Below are 18,376 nucleotides of genomic sequence, written 5' to 3' on the forward strand. Positions count from 1 at the left end.
CACTGGGTGGGCTATCCAGACCTGTGTGCGGCCACTATGCTTCACGCACATCTTAATGACTGATCTGTATGTGCGGCCCAAATGAAAATTGACGATATCGATGCCTTTGTCGAAGTGATTCGTTGCCAGTCCATCAGCCATGCCGCCGCGTCGTTGCAGCTGACCCAGCCAGCCATCACCCGCCGCGTGCAGAACTTCGAGCAGGCACTGGGGGTGGAGCTGTTCGACCGCAACACCAAGCCGCTCAAGCCGACGCTGATCGGTACCCGCGTTTATGAGCAATGTCGGTTGATCCTGCGTGAGATGGATGCCCTGCGCGAACTGGTGGCCACCGATGCTCCGCCCACCGGCGTGCTACGCCTGGGTGTACCGCAGACCATCGGCGATGTGGTGCTGCTGGACGCGCTCAAGCACCTGCGCAGCGAATACGCCGACTTGCGCGCCCAGGTTGCCACCGGCTGGGGCAGCCAATTGGTCGGCAAGATCGAACGCGGCGAACTGGATGCGGCGGTGGCGTTGTTCCCTGCGGGCAAGATCTTCCCGGACAACCTAGTGGGTGAGTCCATCGGCAAGATGGAGTTGGTGGTGGTGTGTGCCAAGGCGCAACTGCCGAAGAAGCCGTGCAAGCTGGCTGACGTGTACCAGAGCGGTTGGATTCTTAATCCGGACGGCTGCGGGTTCCGTGCGGGGTTGCAGCGCACCTTGTCTGACCAGGGCCTGGCGCTGCGGGTGAACCTGGAAACCTTTGGCACTGAACTGCAACTGGGCTTGGTGGCCGATGGCCTCGGCCTTGGCCTGGTGCCACGTCCGTTGCTGGAACGCAGTGCTCATCGCGAGCAGCTGGCGGCGATGCCCCTCAAGGACTTCAAGCCGGTGATGGATTTGTGGCTGATCTATCCGCATTTTCTCGGCAACCTGCAAGGGCCGGTGGATGCGTTTGGTCAATGGGTGGCGGATGCTTTGCACAAGATTCGCAGTGCTGCCTGACGCCCTGTAATCCAAATGTGGGAGCTGGCTTGCCTGCGATGACGGCCCGCCAGCCGACACCTATCTCCCTGACACCCCGCAGTCAAAACTGTGGGAGCGGGCTTGCTCGCGAAGGCGGCCTGGCAGTCAACACAGTTGGATTGGGTACATATCCATTGCTGCGGTAACGGCTACTTAGGGTTCCGCCCTGACGGCGGCTCACTTTGCAAAAGCGGCAAAGTAAGCAAAACGCTCTTGCCCCACCACTCGGCACCTCGCTCAGGCTCGGTGTGCCCGTAATCCGCCAGTGATTTGGGGGGGGCCCAAATCCCTGTCGAATTCCGGCCAGCGTGGTTTGACGGGGCGCCTAAGATCAAGAGCGGCTCGCTTCGCATCGTGGTTAGCGTCTCCAGATGGCCGGCTGGCCCTTTTTGTAGGAGCGAGCAAGCTCGCTCCTACACCCTCTGCACCTGCAGCCCTAGCTGTTCATACGCCTGCACATCCGGCGCGTCCCACTCGGTAATCAGCGTATGAATACGGCTGCACGGCGCAACCACAAAGGGTTCCACTGCGCCGAGTTTGTCTGAGGTGGTCACGGCGATGACGTGGGACGCGCTGTCGAGCAAGGCTTGCTTGACGGCCACTTCACCAAAATGCAGCGAGGTGATGCCTACTTGTGGGTGTAATGCGCACACTCCGGTGAACAACAGGTCGGCCTTGACGCTCTGGATCAGGCGCACCGCTTCATGGCCGCCGGTTGAGAGGGTGGCTGGGTTGAGTTGGCCGCCGGCCAGGATGATCTTCACATGCGGATGGTCGGCCAGGGCGATGGCGATCATCGGGGATGGCGTGACCACAGTCAGGTGCAGTGCATGGGGCAAGCACTGCGCAATCTGCAAGGTGGTGGAGCCAGAATCGAACAGCACGATCTGGCCGTCTTCAACCCGCTCCGCCGCCACGCGGGCGAGGTGGCGCTTGACCTCGTTGGTCTCGCCGACACGGGTAAAGAAATCCTTGCCGGTGTCCTTGGGCCGGGGCAGGGCGCCGCCGTGTACGCGTTGCAACAGGCCGGCGGCAGCGAGTTCGCCAAGGTCGCGGCGGATGGTGTCCTGGGACACGGCGAAATGCTCGACCAACTCGGAGGCGGTGACCTTGCCGTCGCGTTCCAGCAATAACAAAATCTTCTGTTTGCGCAGGGAAGGCAGGTCGATGGCTTGATGAGTGTTGTGCATGTTTATGCGCTTTATTGCGGGTTTGTGCGAGATTAATCCCCGCTTCATCTAAACGCAACGGCTGGTTGCCCACGCTCCTGCCGGTTACTCTCTGTGTTCAGTTCAGGGAGAGGTGACCCGATGCCGTTGATCACAACCATCGAAGACTTACGCAAGCTGGCGCAAAAGCGTGTGCCCCGCATGTTCTACGACTACGCCGATTCCGGCTCCTGGACTGAGAGCACCTACCGCGCTAACGAAACGGATTTTGCACGTATCAAGTTCCGCCAACGGGTGGCGCGCAATATCGACGAGCGTTCGATCCGCGCCAGTATGATCGGCCAAAACATGGCCATGCCCGTGGCGCTGGCGCCGACTGGTCTGGCGGGCATGCAGCATGCCGATGGTGAAATCCTCACTGCCCGTGCCGCTGCCGCGTTCGGGCTGCGCTACACCTTGTCGACCATGAGTATCTGTTCGCTGGAAGACATCGCCGAGCATGTCGGCCAGCCGTTCTGGTTCCAGCTGTATGTGATGCGCGACCGCAGTTTTATCGAGCAGTTGATCGAGCGCGCCAAGGCTGCCGGGGTGGATGCATTGGTGCTGACCCTGGATTTGCAGATTCTGGGGCAGCGTCACAAGGACTTGATCAACGGCCTGTCCGCACCCCCCAAGCTGACCCTGCCGAATATCCTCAACATGATGACCAAGCCGCGTTGGGTGATGGGCATGCTGGGTACTCAGCGGCGCGGCTTTGGCAATATCGTCGGGCATGTGAAGGGCGTGGCCGACATGAGTTCGCTGTCGTCGTGGACTGCCCAGCAATTTGACCCGCGCCTGAGTTGGGACGATGTGGCGTGGATCAAAAAGTGTTGGGGCGGCAAGCTGATCATCAAGGGCATTCTTGATGTGGAGGATGCACGCTTGGCGGCCGATTGCGGTGCCGATGCGTTGGTGGTGAGCAACCACGGTGGCCGCCAGCTTGATGGCGCGCCGTCGAGCATCAGCCAATTGCCGGCGATTGTCGAAGCCGTGGGCAACCGCATTGAAGTGTGGCTCGATGGGGGGATTCGTTCCGGCCAGGACGTGCTCAAGGCCATGGCGCTGGGCGCCAAGGGCACCATGATTGGCCGCCCGCACTTGTATGGGTTGGGGGCGATGGGCGAGGCGGGGGTGACCAAGGCGCTTGATATCATCGCCCGCGAACTGGATGTGTCGATGGCGCTCTGTGGCTATAAGGATATACGCGAAGTAAATCGCGAAATCCTGTTGCCCGGTACCTTTCCTGGAAGCACGGCTTGAGCAAAAAAAACGTAAAAATATAAAAAGAGTTGTCCACGAAAACCGTGGGTATCTCTGTGGATAACTTTGCGAAGGCCCGGCAGCGTTGGCGATTTCCGCGAAGATCATTATTTGATCAACTTGCATTTCGGGCCAACATGGCCAGGGTTTGCGCTTGACAGCCAAGCGCGAACCCAGTGCCGAAAAGCGTATTTATGAGGCGTTATCGCGGCCTGTGGAGTGTGTCACCACCTGGGCGGGCATCTTTGTGCGCATCAGGTTTTCCAGCGCCTGGCCATAACTGCGCCCGGCCAGGTTCATGCTGTTGTTGTGGCTGGCGCCTGGCACCAGCAACAGGTGTTTGGGCTGCTGGGCGGCTTCGAACAACTGCTGGCTGAAGCGCGGTGGTACATAGCGGTCGTCGAGGCCGTGGACCACCAGCAGCGGCATGTGGATGTCGGCAATCTTGTCGATGGAATCGAACTTCTGCGACAGCAACCAGCGCACCGGCAATGAGGTGTTGGCAACGGCCGTGGCGACATCCGCCAGGGAGGTGAAGGTGGATTCAATTACCAGCCCACGCACCGGCAGCGGCACCTGCTTGCCCAGCTCTGCGGCGAGGTCGATGGCGACCGCGCCACCCAGGGAGTGCCCGTAGATCAGGCGCTTGCCGGGGTCTGGTTGCAGGGTCTGGAAACGCTCCCAGGCAATGCGCGCGTCCTCGTACACCGTGGCTTCCGAGGGCAGGTCGCCCTGGCTTTGGCCAAAGCCGCGATAGTCGATGGCCAGGACCGAAAAGCCCAGGGCATGCAATTGCTCGATGCGAAACAATTGGCCCGTGAGGTTCCAGCGTACCCCGTGCAGGTACAGGATGGCGGGCGCGTCTTTGTTGGCTGCCGGGTACCACCAGCCATGAATGTTCTGCCCTGCTTTGAAACTGGCGGGCTTGAGTTCGAATTCCTGCACCGCCTTGGGCAGGCCGGTGTACCAGCCGGCGGTTCCCGGCTCGATGCGAAACACCAGTTCGCGCTCCTTGTGTTGCAACACGGCGCAACCGACCGGCAGGCCGACAATCAACACGGCCATGCACAGCCAGACAAACCAGCGCAGGCCCCGGCGGGGCATAGAAGCAGAAGACATGAAGGTTCCAGAACAAAGATGAAGCACGGGTTTTACCAGATGGCCTAGGCGGGTAGGCATTAATGCGACGGCCGTGACGGATGAAAGTGTTACAGCATTGAACAATCCTCGTGCGGGTTGATAGGGTGGATGGCTTGAACCTGCCCCACCTGCAAAGGCCCACACATGAATAACAGCCCCGTGCGCATCACCGCCGAAGAAACCCTCTCGGACAACTGGTACCTGCTGAAGAAATACAGCTTCGACCTGCGCCGTCGCGACGGCAGTTGGCAAGCCCAGACCCGCGAGGTGTATGACCGGGGCAACGGGGCGACCATCCTGTTGTACAACCGCGAACAACGCACGGTGTTGCTGATTCGCCAGTTCCGCATGCCCACGTTCGTCAACGATTACCCCGGCTACCTGATTGAAGCGGCAGCCGGTTTGCTCGACAACGCCAGCGCCGAAGAGCGCATCCGCCTGGAGGCCGAGGAAGAGACCGGCTATCGCGTGGGGCATGTGGAGAAAATCTACGCGGCGTTCATGAGCCCAGGATCGGTAACCGAGCGTATTCACTTTTTTATCGGCGAATATCAGCCAGGTGACCGAGTGGGGGCGGGTGGTGGCCTGGAAGAAGAGGGCGAGGATATCGAGGTGTTGGAGCTGGGCTTCGAGCAGGCGCTGGCGATGGTGCAGAGTGGGGAGATTGTGGATGGCAAGACGATTATGTTGTTGCAGCATCTGGAGGTGCGGATGTTGAAAGAGGGGTGGTGAGGCGCCTACACAACTTTGTGGGCTGTAGCAGCAGACGGTAACCACGATGCGAAGCGAGCCGCTCTTGATCTTGATCTGCTTGTGATCTTGATCTTAGGCGCCCCGTTAAACCACGCTGGCCGGAATTCGACAGGGATTTGGGGGGTAAACCGGCAGGGATGCCGGTTTAGCCGCCCCGCGCCATGGATGGCGCGTGGCGGCGGCCCCCCAAATCACTGGCGGATTACGGGCACACCGAGCCTAAGCGAGGTGCCGAGTGGTGGGGCAAGAGCCCTTTTGGTTACTTTTGGGGCTCTTTTCCAAAAGTGACCCGCTGTCAGAGCGGAACCCTAAGTGGCCGTTACCGCAGGAATGGATATGTACACAATCCAGCTGTGTTGACTGTCAGTCCGCCATCGCAGGCAAGCCAGCTCCCACAGTTGGATCGTTGGGTGTCAGGTAGATAGGCGTCGGCTGTCAGGGCGTCATCGCAGGCAAGCCAGCTCCCACCGGTGTAACACCCAGCGCCGACTGACGGTTATTGTCAGAAATTTCCCACAGGAGTACAAATGTACTCCATGACAAACCTGACCCCCCGCCGCACCGCCATCCTGACCTTCATCCGCGAGCGCATCGCGCAACAAGGCCAGCCTCCCAGCCTCGCCGAGATCGCCGAGGCGTTCGGCTTCGCCTCGCGCAGCGTCGCCCGCAAGCATGTGGTGGCGCTGACCGAAGCCGGCTTTATCGAGGTCAACCCCAACCAGGCCCGTGGCATTCGCTTGCTAAATCAACCGGCGCGTCCCGAGTGGCTGGATGTGCCGGTGCTCGGCCGCGTGGCGGCCGGTCGGCCGATTGGCGCCGATGCCGAGGTGCACAGCCGCTTGCAACTGGACCCCGCTACCTTCGCCAAAACCCCCGACTACCTGCTGCGAGTGCAGGGCGATTCGATGATTGAAGATGGCATTCTCGATGGCGACCTGGTGGGCGTACGCCGCACTGCCGAAGCCTTGAACGGGCAGATTGTGGTGGCGCGCCTGGACGGTGACGTCACCATCAAGCGTTTCGAGCGCCACGGCGACAGGGTTCGCCTGTTGCCGCGCAACCCGGCCTATCAACCCATCGTGGTCGGGCCCGAGCAGGACCTGGCCATCGAAGGCGTGTTCTGCGGCCTGGTGAGGCAAGGCTGATGGGCGCCGTGGTTGCCCTGGACTCGCTGTTCAATGGCGGGCGAGTCTGGAAGGGCCGGCCCGCCGCGCCACCGGCCAGCGTACATCCCACGGGGCTGGCGGCGCTGGATGCGGTGCTGCCCAGTGGCGGCTGGCCGGAATCGGCCTTGAGTGAAATCCTGATGGCCCAGGACGGAGTGGGTGAGTTGCAACTGGTGCTGCCCACACTGGCGCGCCTGTCGGCCCTGGGCGAGCGCATTGTGCTGGTGGCGCCGCCCTATACCCCCTATCCCCATGCGTGGCAGAACGCCGGGGTGGATGTGCGCCAGTTGTCCATTATCCGGGCCGAGGAGCGCGACGCGCTGTGGGCGGTGGAGCAATGCCTGCGGTCGGGCAGTTGCGGGGCGGTGTTGTGCTGGCCGCGCAAGGCCGATGATCGCGCCTTGCGGCGTTTGCAGGTGGCGGCCGAAACCGGGCAGACCCTGGCGTTTGCCTGGCGCTCACTGAGCGAGGCGATCAATGCCTCGCCCGCCGCCCTGCGCCTGGCGGTCGAGGCCAGGCCCGCGCAAGTGCGGGTGCTCAAGTGCCGTGGCGGGCTGGCCCATCCGGCGCCGATTGCCCTGGCGGGGCATTGAGGTTGCCATGCGTTGGGTGTGTATTGTCTTCCCGCAATTGGCGCTGGACGGGGCACAGCGTGTGCACGCCGAACCCGAGCAGCCGCTGGCGCTGCTGGCCGGCACGCCGCAGCGGCGCGTGTTGCAAGCCGTCAACGCCGCCGCCCGCGCCTTGGGCCTGCGCCCCGGGCAATCGTTGACGGCAGCCCATGCCCTGGCCAAGCAGTTTGCCTGTGTCGAATACGACCCGTTGGAGATCGAGCGCCTGCAGCAGTTTCTGGCCGCCTGGGCCTACCGGTTCAGCTCCCAGGTCAGCCTGTATTACCCTCGGGCCTTGTTGTTCGAGATCGAATCGAGCCTGGGCCTGTTCGGGCCCTGGCCGCAACTCGAGGCGCGTTTGCGCAAAGAACTGACCGAGCTTGGCTTTCGTCATCGCATCGTCGCTGCGCCCAACCCGGCGGCGGCGCGGGTATTGGCAAACGGCTACGACGGCCTGGCCGTGGCCGATGACAGCGCCTTGATGCAGGCCCTGGCATCTCTGCCTATCGACCGCGCGGGCCTTGAACCCCTGGCCGCCACCGCCTTGTCGCGCATGGGCCTGCGCAGCCTGGCCCAGGTGCAGGCCTTGCCCCGGCATACCCTGGCGCGACGCTTTGACGCCAGCTTGCTCAAGCACCTCGACGCCCTGAGCGGGCAGCGGCCATTGGCCTTGGATTTCTATCAACCGCCCGACCAGTTCGATGCACGCATCGAGTTGAATTTCGATGTGCAATCCCACCAGGCGCTGCTGTTCCCCTTGCGGCGCTTGACCGGCGACCTGTCGGCCTTTCTGTGCGGCCGCGACAGTGGCGTGCAGCGCTTTGACCTGCACCTGGAACATGCCCAGGCACACGACAGCGTGATCAAGGTGGGCCTGCTCAGCGCCGAGCGCGAGCCTTCGATGTTGTTCGAACTGGCCCGTGGGCGCCTGGAACAGGTACAGGTCACCGCGCCGGTGCGGGGTGTGCGCCTGGTGGCCGAGGACTTGCCGGTGTTCGTGCCGCAACGCCAGGACCTGTTCGACGACCGCCCGCAACAAACCCTGCCGTGGGAACAATTGCGCGAACGCCTGCGGGCGCGCCTGGGGGATGAGGCGGTGCAGGGCCTGCGATTTCAGGCCGACCACCGCCCCGAATGCGCCTGGCAAGCCGCGACCGACAGCCAGCCGTGCCCGAGCTTGAACAAGGTCCGGCGCCCCGGTTGGTTATTACCGCAACCGACCTTGCTGGCCGAACACGGCGTACAGATCCTGATGGGCCCGGAGCGCATCGAATCCGGCTGGTGGGACGGCGCCGATGTGCGTCGCGACTATTACCTGATCCAGACCCGCGCCGGCCAGCAGGGCTGGGCTTATCGCACGGTAGGGCAAGGCGATGGGCTGTGGTTGCAAGGGTGGTTTGCATGAGCCCCCTTGAGCCGCCACCTACTGTAGGAGCGAGCTTGCTCGCGAAGGTCGTCAACGATGACGCTGGGGGCCTGAAGGAACGCGGTGTCTTCACGTTTTTCGCGAGCAAGCTCGCTCCTACAGGGGAGGAGGGAGCATGAATTATGCCGAGCTGCACTGCCTGTCCAACTTCAGCTTCCAGCGCGGCGCCTCCAGTGCGCTGGAACTTTTCGAGCGCGCTAAAGGCCAAGGCTACAGCGCCCTGGCGATCACCGATGAATGCACGCTGTCAGGCATCGTGCGCGCCTGGCAAGCTGCCAAAGCCGTGGACTTGCCGTTGATTATCGGCAGCGAAATGCACATCGAAAACGGCCCGAAACTGGTGCTGCTGGTGGAGAACCTGAGCGGTTATCAGCACCTGTGCCGGCTGATCACCCTGGCCCGGCGGCGGGCTGAAAAGGGCCGCTATCGCCTGCTACAGGAAGATTTCGAGCAACCGTTGCCCGGCCTGTTGGCGTTATGGGTGGCACAAGACAGCGACACCCAGGCCAGCCTCGACTGGTTGCGCCGTACCTTCGACCAGCGCCTGTGGCTGGCGGTGCACCTGCATTGTGGCCAGGACGATGCGCGCCATCTGCAACAGCGCTTGCAACTGGCCCACAGCCTGCAAATCCCTGCCGTGGCCTGCGGCGATGTGCATATGCATGCGCGAGGCCGCCGTGCCCTGCAAGACACCATGACCGCCATCCGCCACCACGTGCCGGTGGCCGAAGCCGGCACGCGCCTGCACCCCAATGGCGAACGCCACCTGCGTAGCCTCGATGCGCTGGCGGCGCTGTATCCCCAGGCCTTACTGGATGAAACCCTCGCCATCGCGCGGCGCTGCACCTTCGACCTCGGCCAGTTGCGCTATTACTATCCACGCGAGCTGGTACCCGCGGGGCATGACGCCCAATCCTGGCTGCGCACCCTCACCGAAGAAGGCATCGCCCAGCGCTGGCCCGAAGGCATCGACGACAAGACCTTGCAGCAAATCCATCGTGAACTGCAGCTGATCAGCGAGCTGGGTTACGAAAGCTATTTTCTTACGGTGCATGACATCGTGCGTTTCGCCCGCAGCCGTTCGATTTTGTGCCAAGGCCGTGGTTCGGCGGCTAACTCGGCGGTGTGTTTTGCCTTGGGCATCACCGAAATCAACCCGAGCCTGACCAACCTGCTGTTCGAGCGCTTCCTGTCCAAGGAGCGCAACGAGCCGCCGGACATCGACGTGGATTTTGAGCACGAACGCCGCGAAGAGGTGCTGCAATACGTGTTCCAGCGCTATGGCCGCACCCGTGCAGCCTTGACGGCGGTGGTCAGCAGTTACCACGCCACGGGCGCGGTACGTGATGTTGCCAAGGCCCTCGGGCTGCCGCCGGACCAGATCAACGCCTTGGCCGATTGCTGCGGGCGCTGGAGCGATGAGGCGCCACCGTTGGAGCGCCTGCGTGAAAGCGGCTTCGACCCGGACAGCCCACTGCTGCGCCGGGTCTTGACGCTCACCCAGCAACTGATCGGTTTTCCCCGACACCTGTCCCAGCACCCTGGCGGCTTTGTGATCAGCGAATACCCGCTGGACACCCTGGTGCCGGTGGAAAATGCGGCCATGGCCGAGCGCACCATTATCCAGTGGGACAAAGACGACCTCGACGCCGTCGGTTTGCTCAAGGTGGATATCCTCGCCCTGGGCATGCTCAGCGCGATCCGCCGCTGTTTCGATTTGCTGCGCCGGCATCGCCACCGGGACTTGAGCCTGGCCACGATTCCCAAGGAAGACCCGGCCACCTACGCCATGATCAGCAAGGCCGACACCATCGGTGTGTTCCAGATCGAGTCGCGGGCGCAGATGTCGATGTTGCCCAGGCTCAAGCCGCAGACGTTTTATGACCTGGTGATCGAGGTCGCCATTGTGCGGCCTGGGCCGATCCAGGGCGGCATGGTGCATCCGTACTTGCGTCGACGGAATAACGAAGAGCCCACGACCTATCCGTCGCCGCAATTGAAAGCGGTGCTGGAACGCACCCTGGGCATCCCGCTGTTCCAGGAACAGGTGATGCAGATTGCCATGGTCGCCGCCGACTACAGCCCCGGCGAGGCCGACCAGTTGCGCCGCTCCATGGCCGCCTGGAAACGCCACGGTGGCCTGGAGCCGCATCAGCAGCGCTTGCGCACCGGCATGCTGAAGAACGGCTACACCGAAGCCTTTGCCGCGCAGATTTTCGAGCAGATCAAGGGCTTTGGCAGCTATGGTTTCCCTGAGTCCCACGCCGCCAGTTTCGCCTTGCTGACCTATGCCAGTTGCTGGCTCAAATGCCATGAGCCAGCGGCCTTCGCCTGCGCCCTGATCAACAGCTGGCCCATGGGCTTCTACAGCCCGGACCAGATCCTGCAGGACGCCCGGCGCCATCGCTTGCAGATCCGCCCGGTGGATGTGCAGGCCAGTGACTGGGAGTGCAGCCTGGAGCCCATCGACGGCCAGCAACCGGCGATTCGCTTGGGCTTGCGCATGATCTCGGGGTTTCGCGAGGAAGACGGGCGGCGTATCGAAGCGGCGAGGCAGCAGCGGCGGTTCAACGACATCGCTGACCTGGACGCGCGCGCCGGCCTGGATACGCGTGCCCAGGCGCTGCTGGCGGATGCCGGGGCCTTGCGCGCCCTGGCCGGCAACCGCCATCAGGCGCGCTGGGACGTGGCCGGTGTGCATCAGCAACTGGGCTTGTTTGCCGGCCTGCCGAGCCCCGATGAAACGCGGGTGGCATTGCCCGAGCCCACGGTAGGCGAAGATTTGCACGCCGATTACGCCACCCTCGGTACCACCCTGGGGCCCCATCCCCTGGCGTTGTTGCGCGCCGAGTTACGCCGGCGCCGCTGCCGCAGTTCCCAGGAGTTGCTGGCGGTGGAACATGGGCGCAACGTGAGCATCGCCGGGCTGGTCACAGGGCGCCAACGCCCAGGCACGGCGAGCGGCGTAACCTTTGTCACCCTGGAAGATGAGTTCGGCAACCTCAATGTGGTGGTCTGGCGCGACCTGGCCGAGCGTCAGCGCCAGGCGCTGGTGGGCTCGCGTTTGCTCAAGGTGGACGGCCGTTGGGAGGCGGTGGGTGAGGTGCGGCATTTGATCGCGGGGCGCCTCACCGATTTGACGCCGCTGCTGGATGGAATGGTGGTGCGCAGCCGGGATTTTCATTGAGTTCCAGGGGTTTATGCATTCCTCTGTGTTCAGGATGAAACCATCCACCGCTGGCGCGCTCCAAAACTTGCGACTGTCTTGTCCCTGCACAGAGCCCAATCATGCAATTTTTATCCAACCCCCATGGCTGTGAAGGCTGGGCCGGCGAAATGGCCCAGCGGATTCGCACGTTTGACTGGTCAAGTACCGACCTTGGCCCCTTGGATCAGTGGTCCACGAGCCTGGCTTGCACCGTGCAAATGATGCTCGCCTCACCCGTGCCGATGGTGATGCTGTGGGGGCGGGCAGGGTACATGATCTACAACGACAGCTATTCGGCATTTGCCGGCGGGCGCCATCCCTACCTCTTGGGCACTCCGGTCGAACTGGGCTGGCCGGAGGTGGCCGAGTTCAATCGGCATGTGGTGGATACGTGCCTGGCGGGCGGCACCTTGTCGTTCAATAACAAGGAACTGGTGCTATCGCGTCACGGCCAACCGGAAAGCGTATGGCTGGACCTCTATTACAGCCCCGTGGCCGGGGACAACCAACAGCCGGCCGGGGTGCTGGCGATTGTGGTGGAAACCACCGAACTGGTGAAGTCCGAGCGGGTGCGCCAGGAGCTCACCCATAATCTGGAGCAACGCGTAGCCGCTGAAGTGCAGGCGCGGTCGGCCGCAGAAGACCAGTTGCGCCAGTCACAGAAGCTGGAAGCGATTGGCGGCCTGACCGGGGGCGTGGCCCATGACTTCAATAACTTGCTGCAAGTGATCGCCGGCAACCTGCATTTGCTCGCCCGGCATGAACCGGACAACCCCCAGGTGCAACGTCGCGTCACCGCGGCCATCGCCGCCGTGGAACGTGGGGCCAAGCTGTCGTCGCAACTGCTGGCCTTTGCCCGTCGCCAGCCCTTGTCGCCGGCGGTGTACAACCCGCAGCGCATCTACGCTGGCCTGGGCGAGTTGTTGCAACGGGCGTTGGGGGAAACCATTCATATCGACGTGCAACTGCCCCAGGACTCCTGGTGCATCAATGTCGACCGCAACCAGCTGGAAAACGCGCTGCTCAACCTGGCGATCAACGCCCGCGATGCCATGCAGGGCGAGGGTGTGATTCGTATCACCGGAGAAAACGTCATCCTCAACCCGGACGATTGCATCGGTAAAAGCATCAAGCCCGGCGAGTACGTGCGCCTGGCAGTGGCCGACACCGGCGTGGGCATGTCCGAGGCGACCCTCAAGCGCGCATTCGAACCCTTTTTTACCACCAAGCGCGAAGGCCACGGCACCGGCCTGGGCCTGAGCATGGTGTTCGGTTTTGTGCGCCAAAGTGGCGGGCACGTGGACATGTGGAGCGAGGAGGGCAAAGGCTCGGTGGTGCAAATGTATTTCCCCCACTGCCTGGAACCCGAATGCCTTGAGGACTACAGCGATGTGGACCTGCAAGCCAGCGGCCAGGAAACTATCCTGGTGGTCGAGGACAATGAAGGCGTACGCCTGACGGTGGTCGAGTTGCTGCAGCAGTCGGGCTATACCGTACTGACCGCTGAGGATGGCGACCGCGCGATGCAAGTGTTGCAGCGCGGCGTGTCGCCGGACCTGATCTTTACCGACGTGGTGATGCCCGGTCGGGTCAAGAGCACCGACCTGGCCACTTGGGCTCGTGCGCAGAACCCGCCAGTGCCGGTGCTGTTTACCTCCGGCCACACCCGCGACATTCTGTCTTCCAATCATCTGCTCAGCGCCGATATCCACCTGCTGAGCAAACCCTACAGCCCCGATGCCCTGACCCAACGCGTGCGCAGGGTGCTAAGCGCAAGACAAGGTTGCCCATGACATCACCGCGCAACATCCCACCGCTCACCGCCCCGCAAACGGGCTTCGTCAGGGTGCGTGGCGCCCGTGAACATAATTTGCGTAATGTCGATGTGGATATTCCCCGGGACGCCCTGGTGGTGTTTACCGGCGTGTCTGGCTCTGGCAAATCGTCCCTGGCGTTTTCCACGGTGTACGCCGAGGCCCAGCGCCGCTATTTCGAATCGGTGGCGCCCTATGCGCGGCGCCTGATCGATCAGGTTGGCGTGCCGGATGTAGACAGCATCGAAGGCTTGCCGCCTGCCGTGGCCCTGCAACAGCAACGCGGTACACCCAGTGCGCGCTCGTCGGTGGGCAGTGTCACCACCTTATCGAGCTTGATCCGCATGCTCTATTCCCGCGCCGGCCGTTATCCGAAAGGGCAGGCCATGTTGTACGCCGAGGACTTCTCGCCGAACCTGCCCCAGGGCGCGTGCCCGCAATGCCACGGCCTGGGCCGCGTGTATGAAGTGACCGAAGCGCTGATGGTGCCCGATCCGTCCTTGACCATCCGCCAGCGCGCAGTGGCGTCCTGGCCGTTGGCGTGGCAGGGCCAGAACCTGCGCGACATCCTCGTGACCCTGGGCTATGACGTGGACATCCCATGGCGCGACTTGCCGAAAAAACAGCGCGACTGGATTCTGTTCACCGAAGAAACCCCCACCGTACCGGTGTACGCCGGCTTCACCCCGCAGCAGACCCGCGAGGCGTTGAAACGCAAGCTCGAACCCAGCTACCAAGGCACCTTCAGCGGCGCTCGGCGCTATATCCTGCACACCTTCGCCCACACCCAAAGCGCGCTGATGAAAAAGCGCGTGTCGCAGTTCATGCAAGGCAATGCCTGCCCGTTGTGCGAGGGCAAGCGCCTGAACCAGGCGGCGCTGTCAGTGAAGTTTGCGGGGGTGGATATCGGCGAGTTGTCGCAACTGTCTCTGGCGCAATTGGCCGACTTGCTGCGGCCGGTGGCGGCGGGGCAGGACAGGATGAAGCTGTCGGTGGAAAAACGCCTGGCAGCCCAACGCATCGCCCAGGACCTGCTCGAACGGGTCAACACCTTGATCGAACTGGGCCTGGGCTATCTGTCCCTGGAGCGCAGCACGCCGACCTTGTCGTCGGGGGAGTTGCAGCGTCTGCGCCTGGCCACCCAATTGGGCTCGCAGTTATTCGGGGTTATTTATGTGCTCGATGAGCCGTCGGCGGGTCTGCACCCGGCGGATGGCGAAGCGTTGTTCACTGCGCTTGATCGTTTGAAAGCCGCAGGCAATTCGCTGTTTGTGGTGGAGCATGACCTGGAAACCATGCGCCGCGCCGACTGGCTGATCGACGTGGGCCCGGCTGCCGGCGAGCATGGCGGGCAAGTGCTGTACAGCGGGCCGCCCGCAGGGTTGGCGGATATCGAAGCCTCGCAGACCCGCGAATACCTGTTTGCCCAACCTCGCCCGACCAATGCGCCAAGCCGCGAACCGGCCGGGTGGCTGAAGCTGGAGGGCGTGACGCGAAACAACCTGAACAATTTGAACGTGGATTTCCCGCTGGGCTGTTTCACCGCGGTGACGGGGGTTTCCGGCTCGGGCAAATCCAGCCTGGTCAGCCAGGCGCTGCTGGAGCTGGTGGGCACGGGTCTGGGGCGTGTGCTGGAAAGCGACGAGGAGCCGAGCCTGGAAGATGCCGCACCGCAAGCCAGTGGCGGGCGTATCAGCGCCGGGCTGGAACACATCCAGCGCCTGGTGCAGGTGGACCAGAAACCCATTGGCCGCACGCCGCGTTCCAACCTGGCGACCTACACCGGGCTGTTCGACAACGTGCGCAAGCTGTTCGCCGCCACGCCAGCGGCCAAGAAGCGCAATTACGATGCCGGGCAGTTCTCCTTCAATGTCGCCAAAGGCCGTTGCCCGAACTGCGAGGGTGAAGGTTTTGTCAGCGTTGAATTGCTGTTCATGCCCAGTGTGTACGCGCCATGCCCGACCTGTCACGGCGCACGCTATAACCCCGACACCCTGGCGATCAAATGGCAGGGTTTGAACATCGCCCAGGTGCTGGGGCTGACGGTGGAGCAGGCGGTGCAGGTGTTCGCCGAGCAACCGGGCATCCTGCGCTCGTTAGTCGTGCTGCGCGATATCGGCCTGGGTTATCTGCGCCTGGGGCAGCCGGCTACCGAGCTGTCCGGCGGCGAAGCCCAACGCATCAAGCTTGCTACCGAGCTGCAACGTAACGCCCGGGGCGCCACCTTGTATGTCTTGGACGAGCCGACCACCGGCTTACACCCCAAGGACGTCGATCGTTTGCTCAGCCAGTTGAATCATTTGGTGGAGGCAGGGCATACGGTGGTTGTGGTGGAGCACGAAATGCGCGTGGTGGCCCAGAGTGATTGGGTGATTGATATCGGCCCGGGGGCAGGGGACTTGGGGGGGAAGGTGGTGGCGTGCGGTACGCCGCAAAAGGTTGCCAAGAGCAAACACAGCCGCACTGCACCTTATCTAGCCCAATCACTGTTCTAATAACCAACTGTAGGAGCGAGCTTGCTCGCGAAAAACGTCAACGATAACGCGTTCGTCCTGAATAAACGCGGCGCCTGCGAGTTCTTCGCGAGCAAGCTCGCTCCTACAAGATCTGTTGCTTGGCCAGCTTCACCACATTCTCCACGGTAAACCCGAACTTCTCCTGCAACTTGGCCAGCGGTGCCGAGGCGCCGAAGCTGTTCATCACCACTTTGGCGCCGGTCTGCCCGACGTAGCGGTCCCAACCTAAGGGCCCTGCCTGTTCCACCACTACGCGGGCTTTCACCGCCGGTGGCAGGACGCTGTCGCGGTAGGCTTGATCCTGGTCTTCAAACAACTCCCAACTGGGCATCGACACCACGCGAGTGCCAATGCCTTGGTCTTTGAGCTGCTCATACGCGGCCACCGCCAGGCTGACTTCGCTGCCGGTGGCGATCAGGATGACCTCAGGTTGATCCGCACCGGCCAACACATAGGCACCTTTGGCCGCACCGGAGGCGGGGGCATAGTGGTTGCGGTCGAGGGTCGGCAGTGCCTGGCGCGATAACACCATACAGCTGGGCCGATGGGTTTGTGCCAGCGCCACCTTCCACAGTTCCAGGGTTTCATTGGCATCGCCTGGGCGCAGGGTCAACAGCCCCGGGGTGGCGCGCAATTGGGTCAGGTGTTCGATAGGTTGGTGTGTCGGCCCATCTTCGCCGACGCCGATGGAGTCATGGGTAAACACGAAGATCACCGGCAACTCCATGATCGCCGCCAGGCGGATCGGCGGTTTCATGTAGTCGCTGAACACCAGGAAGGTCGAGGTGTACGGGCGCAGGTAGGACAGCGCCATGCCGTTGGCAATGGCGCCCATGGCGTGTTCGCGGATACCGAAGTGCAGGTTGCGCCCGCTGTAGTCATCCGCGCTGAAACGCCCGGCACCGTCGAAGGTGAGGTTGGTCTTGGTCGAGGGCGACAAATCCGCCGAACCGCCCAGCAACCATGGAATCTGTTGGGCGAAGGCATTCAATACCTCGCCGCCCGAAGCACGGCTGGCGACGCCTTTGGCATTGGCGGCAAAGTCTGGCAGGTGCGCTTGCCATTGTTCGGGCATTTCCCCGGCGCGCATGCGTTGCAGTTCATCGGCCCGTTGCGGGTCGAGGGCGGCCAGGGTCTGGTTCCACTCGGCGTACAGCGGCTCGGCGCGTTCGTAAAGGGCATCGCGCAACACTGTGCGAGCCTCTTCGGGCACGAGAAAGCTTGAATCCTGTGGCCAGCCATAGGCGGCCTTGGTCAGGCGAATTTCGTCCTCGCCCAGTGGCTCGCCATGGGCCGCAGCGGTGTTGTGTTTGTGCGGTGAGCCGTAGCCGATCACGCTGTCCACCACGATCAAGGTGGGGGCGCCGGTGTTGGCCTTGAACGTTTCCAATGCCACGCTCAAAGCCTGCAAGTCATTGGCATCGGTGACATGCACGGTGTGCCAGCCATAGGCCCGGAAGCGTTGGATCACGTCTTCACTGAACGCCAGCTCAGTGTGGCCCTCGATGCTGATGGTGTTGTTGTCGTAGATCCAGCACAGGTTATCGAGCTTCAAATGCCCGGCCAGGGACGCGGCTTCGCTGCTGATGCCTTCCATCATGTCGCCGTCACCGCACAGGGTGTAGACGTCGTAGTCAAACAGCACCTGGCCGTCGCGGTTGAAGCGTTGGCCCAGCCAGCGCTCGGCCATGGCCATGCCCACGCTGTTGGCGCAGCCCTGGCCCAACGGGCCGGTGGTGGTTTCCACGCCGGTGGTCATGCGGTACTCGGGATGGCCTGGGGTCTTGGAGCCGATCTGCCGGAACTGCTTGATATCGTCCAGGCTGACGGCCGGCTGGCCTGAGCGCTGGCCATGGGCATCGATCTCCACCACACCGGCCAGGTGCAACAGCGAATACAGCAGCATCGAGGCATGCCCCACCGACAATACAAAACGGTCACGGTTGGGCCAGTCGGGATGCTCGGGGTGATAACGCAGGAAGCGACTCCACAACGTATAACCCACCGGCGCCAGGCCCATGGGCGTGCCCGGATGGCCCGAATTGGCCTTCTGCACGGCATCCATGGCCAGGGTTCGTAGGGTGTTGATGCATTGGGTGTCGGCAGCGGTGGCAACGTGATTCATAAAACCGTTCTCCCTGGGGTGGCGATCTACAGTTGAGGGCAGGGTGGGGCAAAGGTTTGATCCCATCGCATGCGCCGCGACGAACGGGATGCTAATGATCTCAAACATGACAAGACCGGTTGGAATGGGCTAGCTTCA

General features: G+C 62.7%; 12 protein-coding genes. 9 read left to right on the plus strand and 3 right to left on the minus strand.

Annotated elements, in window-relative coordinates; translation table 11 throughout:
- The first annotated feature begins 81 nt into the window (after positions 1-81).
- Positions 82-987 carry a LysR family transcriptional regulator gene (locus TX24_RS12040; protein WP_003191880.1) on the plus strand — a complete coding sequence of 302 codons (906 nt, stop codon included), beginning with the start codon at positions 82-84 and terminating at the stop codon, positions 985-987.
- 434 nt (positions 988-1,421) lie between these two features.
- Here the strand turns inward: TX24_RS12040 and TX24_RS12045 are convergent, their stop codons facing one another.
- Complete coding sequence (locus TX24_RS12045) at positions 1,422-2,198, minus strand: DeoR/GlpR family DNA-binding transcription regulator (RefSeq protein WP_057710409.1); 777 nt, start codon at positions 2,196-2,198, stop codon at positions 1,422-1,424.
- A gap of 120 nt (positions 2,199-2,318) precedes the next feature.
- Here TX24_RS12045 and TX24_RS12050 point away from each other — a divergent pair, with 120 nt between their 5' ends.
- Positions 2,319-3,479 (plus strand): alpha-hydroxy acid oxidase, encoded by a 1,161-nt coding sequence (locus TX24_RS12050; RefSeq protein ID WP_003191878.1) that lies wholly within the window; start codon positions 2,319-2,321, stop codon positions 3,477-3,479.
- Between the two features lie 192 nt (positions 3,480-3,671).
- Here TX24_RS12050 and TX24_RS12055 read toward each other — a convergent pair whose 3' ends face one another.
- Complete coding sequence (locus tag TX24_RS12055; protein WP_032903886.1) at positions 3,672-4,598, minus strand: alpha/beta hydrolase; 927 nt, start codon at positions 4,596-4,598, stop codon at positions 3,672-3,674.
- Positions 4,599-4,763: 165 nt separating this feature from the next.
- On the opposite strand from TX24_RS12055, the gene TX24_RS12060 reads away from it, so the two are divergent.
- From TX24_RS12060 to uvrA, 7 genes are all read left to right on the plus strand, one after another.
- On the plus strand, positions 4,764-5,351 hold the full coding sequence (locus TX24_RS12060; protein ID WP_034135859.1) for an NUDIX domain-containing protein: 588 nt from the start codon (positions 4,764-4,766) through the stop codon (positions 5,349-5,351).
- Positions 5,352-5,899: 548 nt separating this feature from the next.
- Positions 5,900-6,517: a transcriptional repressor LexA gene (gene lexA / locus TX24_RS12065; RefSeq protein WP_020301598.1), complete on the plus strand. Its 618-nt coding sequence runs from the start codon at positions 5,900-5,902 to the stop codon at positions 6,515-6,517.
- On the plus strand, positions 6,517-7,131 hold the full coding sequence (gene imuA, locus TX24_RS12070) for a translesion DNA synthesis-associated protein ImuA (RefSeq protein ID WP_003191873.1): 615 nt from the start codon (positions 6,517-6,519) through the stop codon (positions 7,129-7,131). Before lexA ends, imuA begins: the two co-directional genes overlap by 1 nt.
- A 7-nt stretch (positions 7,132-7,138) precedes the next feature.
- A complete protein-coding gene (locus tag TX24_RS12075) occupies positions 7,139-8,554 on the plus strand; it encodes a Y-family DNA polymerase (protein ID WP_057710410.1) in 1,416 nt (471 codons plus the stop codon).
- A 136-nt stretch (positions 8,555-8,690) separates the two neighbouring features.
- Entirely contained in the window at positions 8,691-11,762 is a 3,072-nt protein-coding gene (locus tag TX24_RS12080; protein WP_057710411.1) for an error-prone DNA polymerase, read from the plus strand.
- Positions 11,763-11,863: 101 nt separating this feature from the next.
- A complete protein-coding gene (locus TX24_RS12085; protein ID WP_057710412.1) occupies positions 11,864-13,576 on the plus strand; it encodes an ATP-binding protein in 1,713 nt (570 codons plus the stop codon).
- Positions 13,573-16,092, plus strand: a complete 2,520-nt coding sequence (gene uvrA / locus TX24_RS12090; RefSeq protein ID WP_057710413.1) for an excinuclease ABC subunit UvrA — start codon at positions 13,573-13,575, stop codon at positions 16,090-16,092. Before TX24_RS12085 ends, uvrA begins: the two co-directional genes overlap by 4 nt.
- A gap of 103 nt (positions 16,093-16,195) precedes the next feature.
- Here uvrA and tkt read toward each other — a convergent pair whose 3' ends face one another.
- On the minus strand, positions 16,196-18,238 hold the full coding sequence (gene tkt / locus TX24_RS12095) for a transketolase (protein WP_057710414.1): 2,043 nt from the start codon (positions 18,236-18,238) through the stop codon (positions 16,196-16,198).
- Positions 18,239-18,376: the final 138 nt, after the last annotated feature.

The sequence above is a fragment of the Pseudomonas lactis genome (genome assembly GCF_001439845.1).
Lineage (GTDB): Bacteria > Pseudomonadota > Gammaproteobacteria > Pseudomonadales > Pseudomonadaceae > Aquipseudomonas > Aquipseudomonas lactis.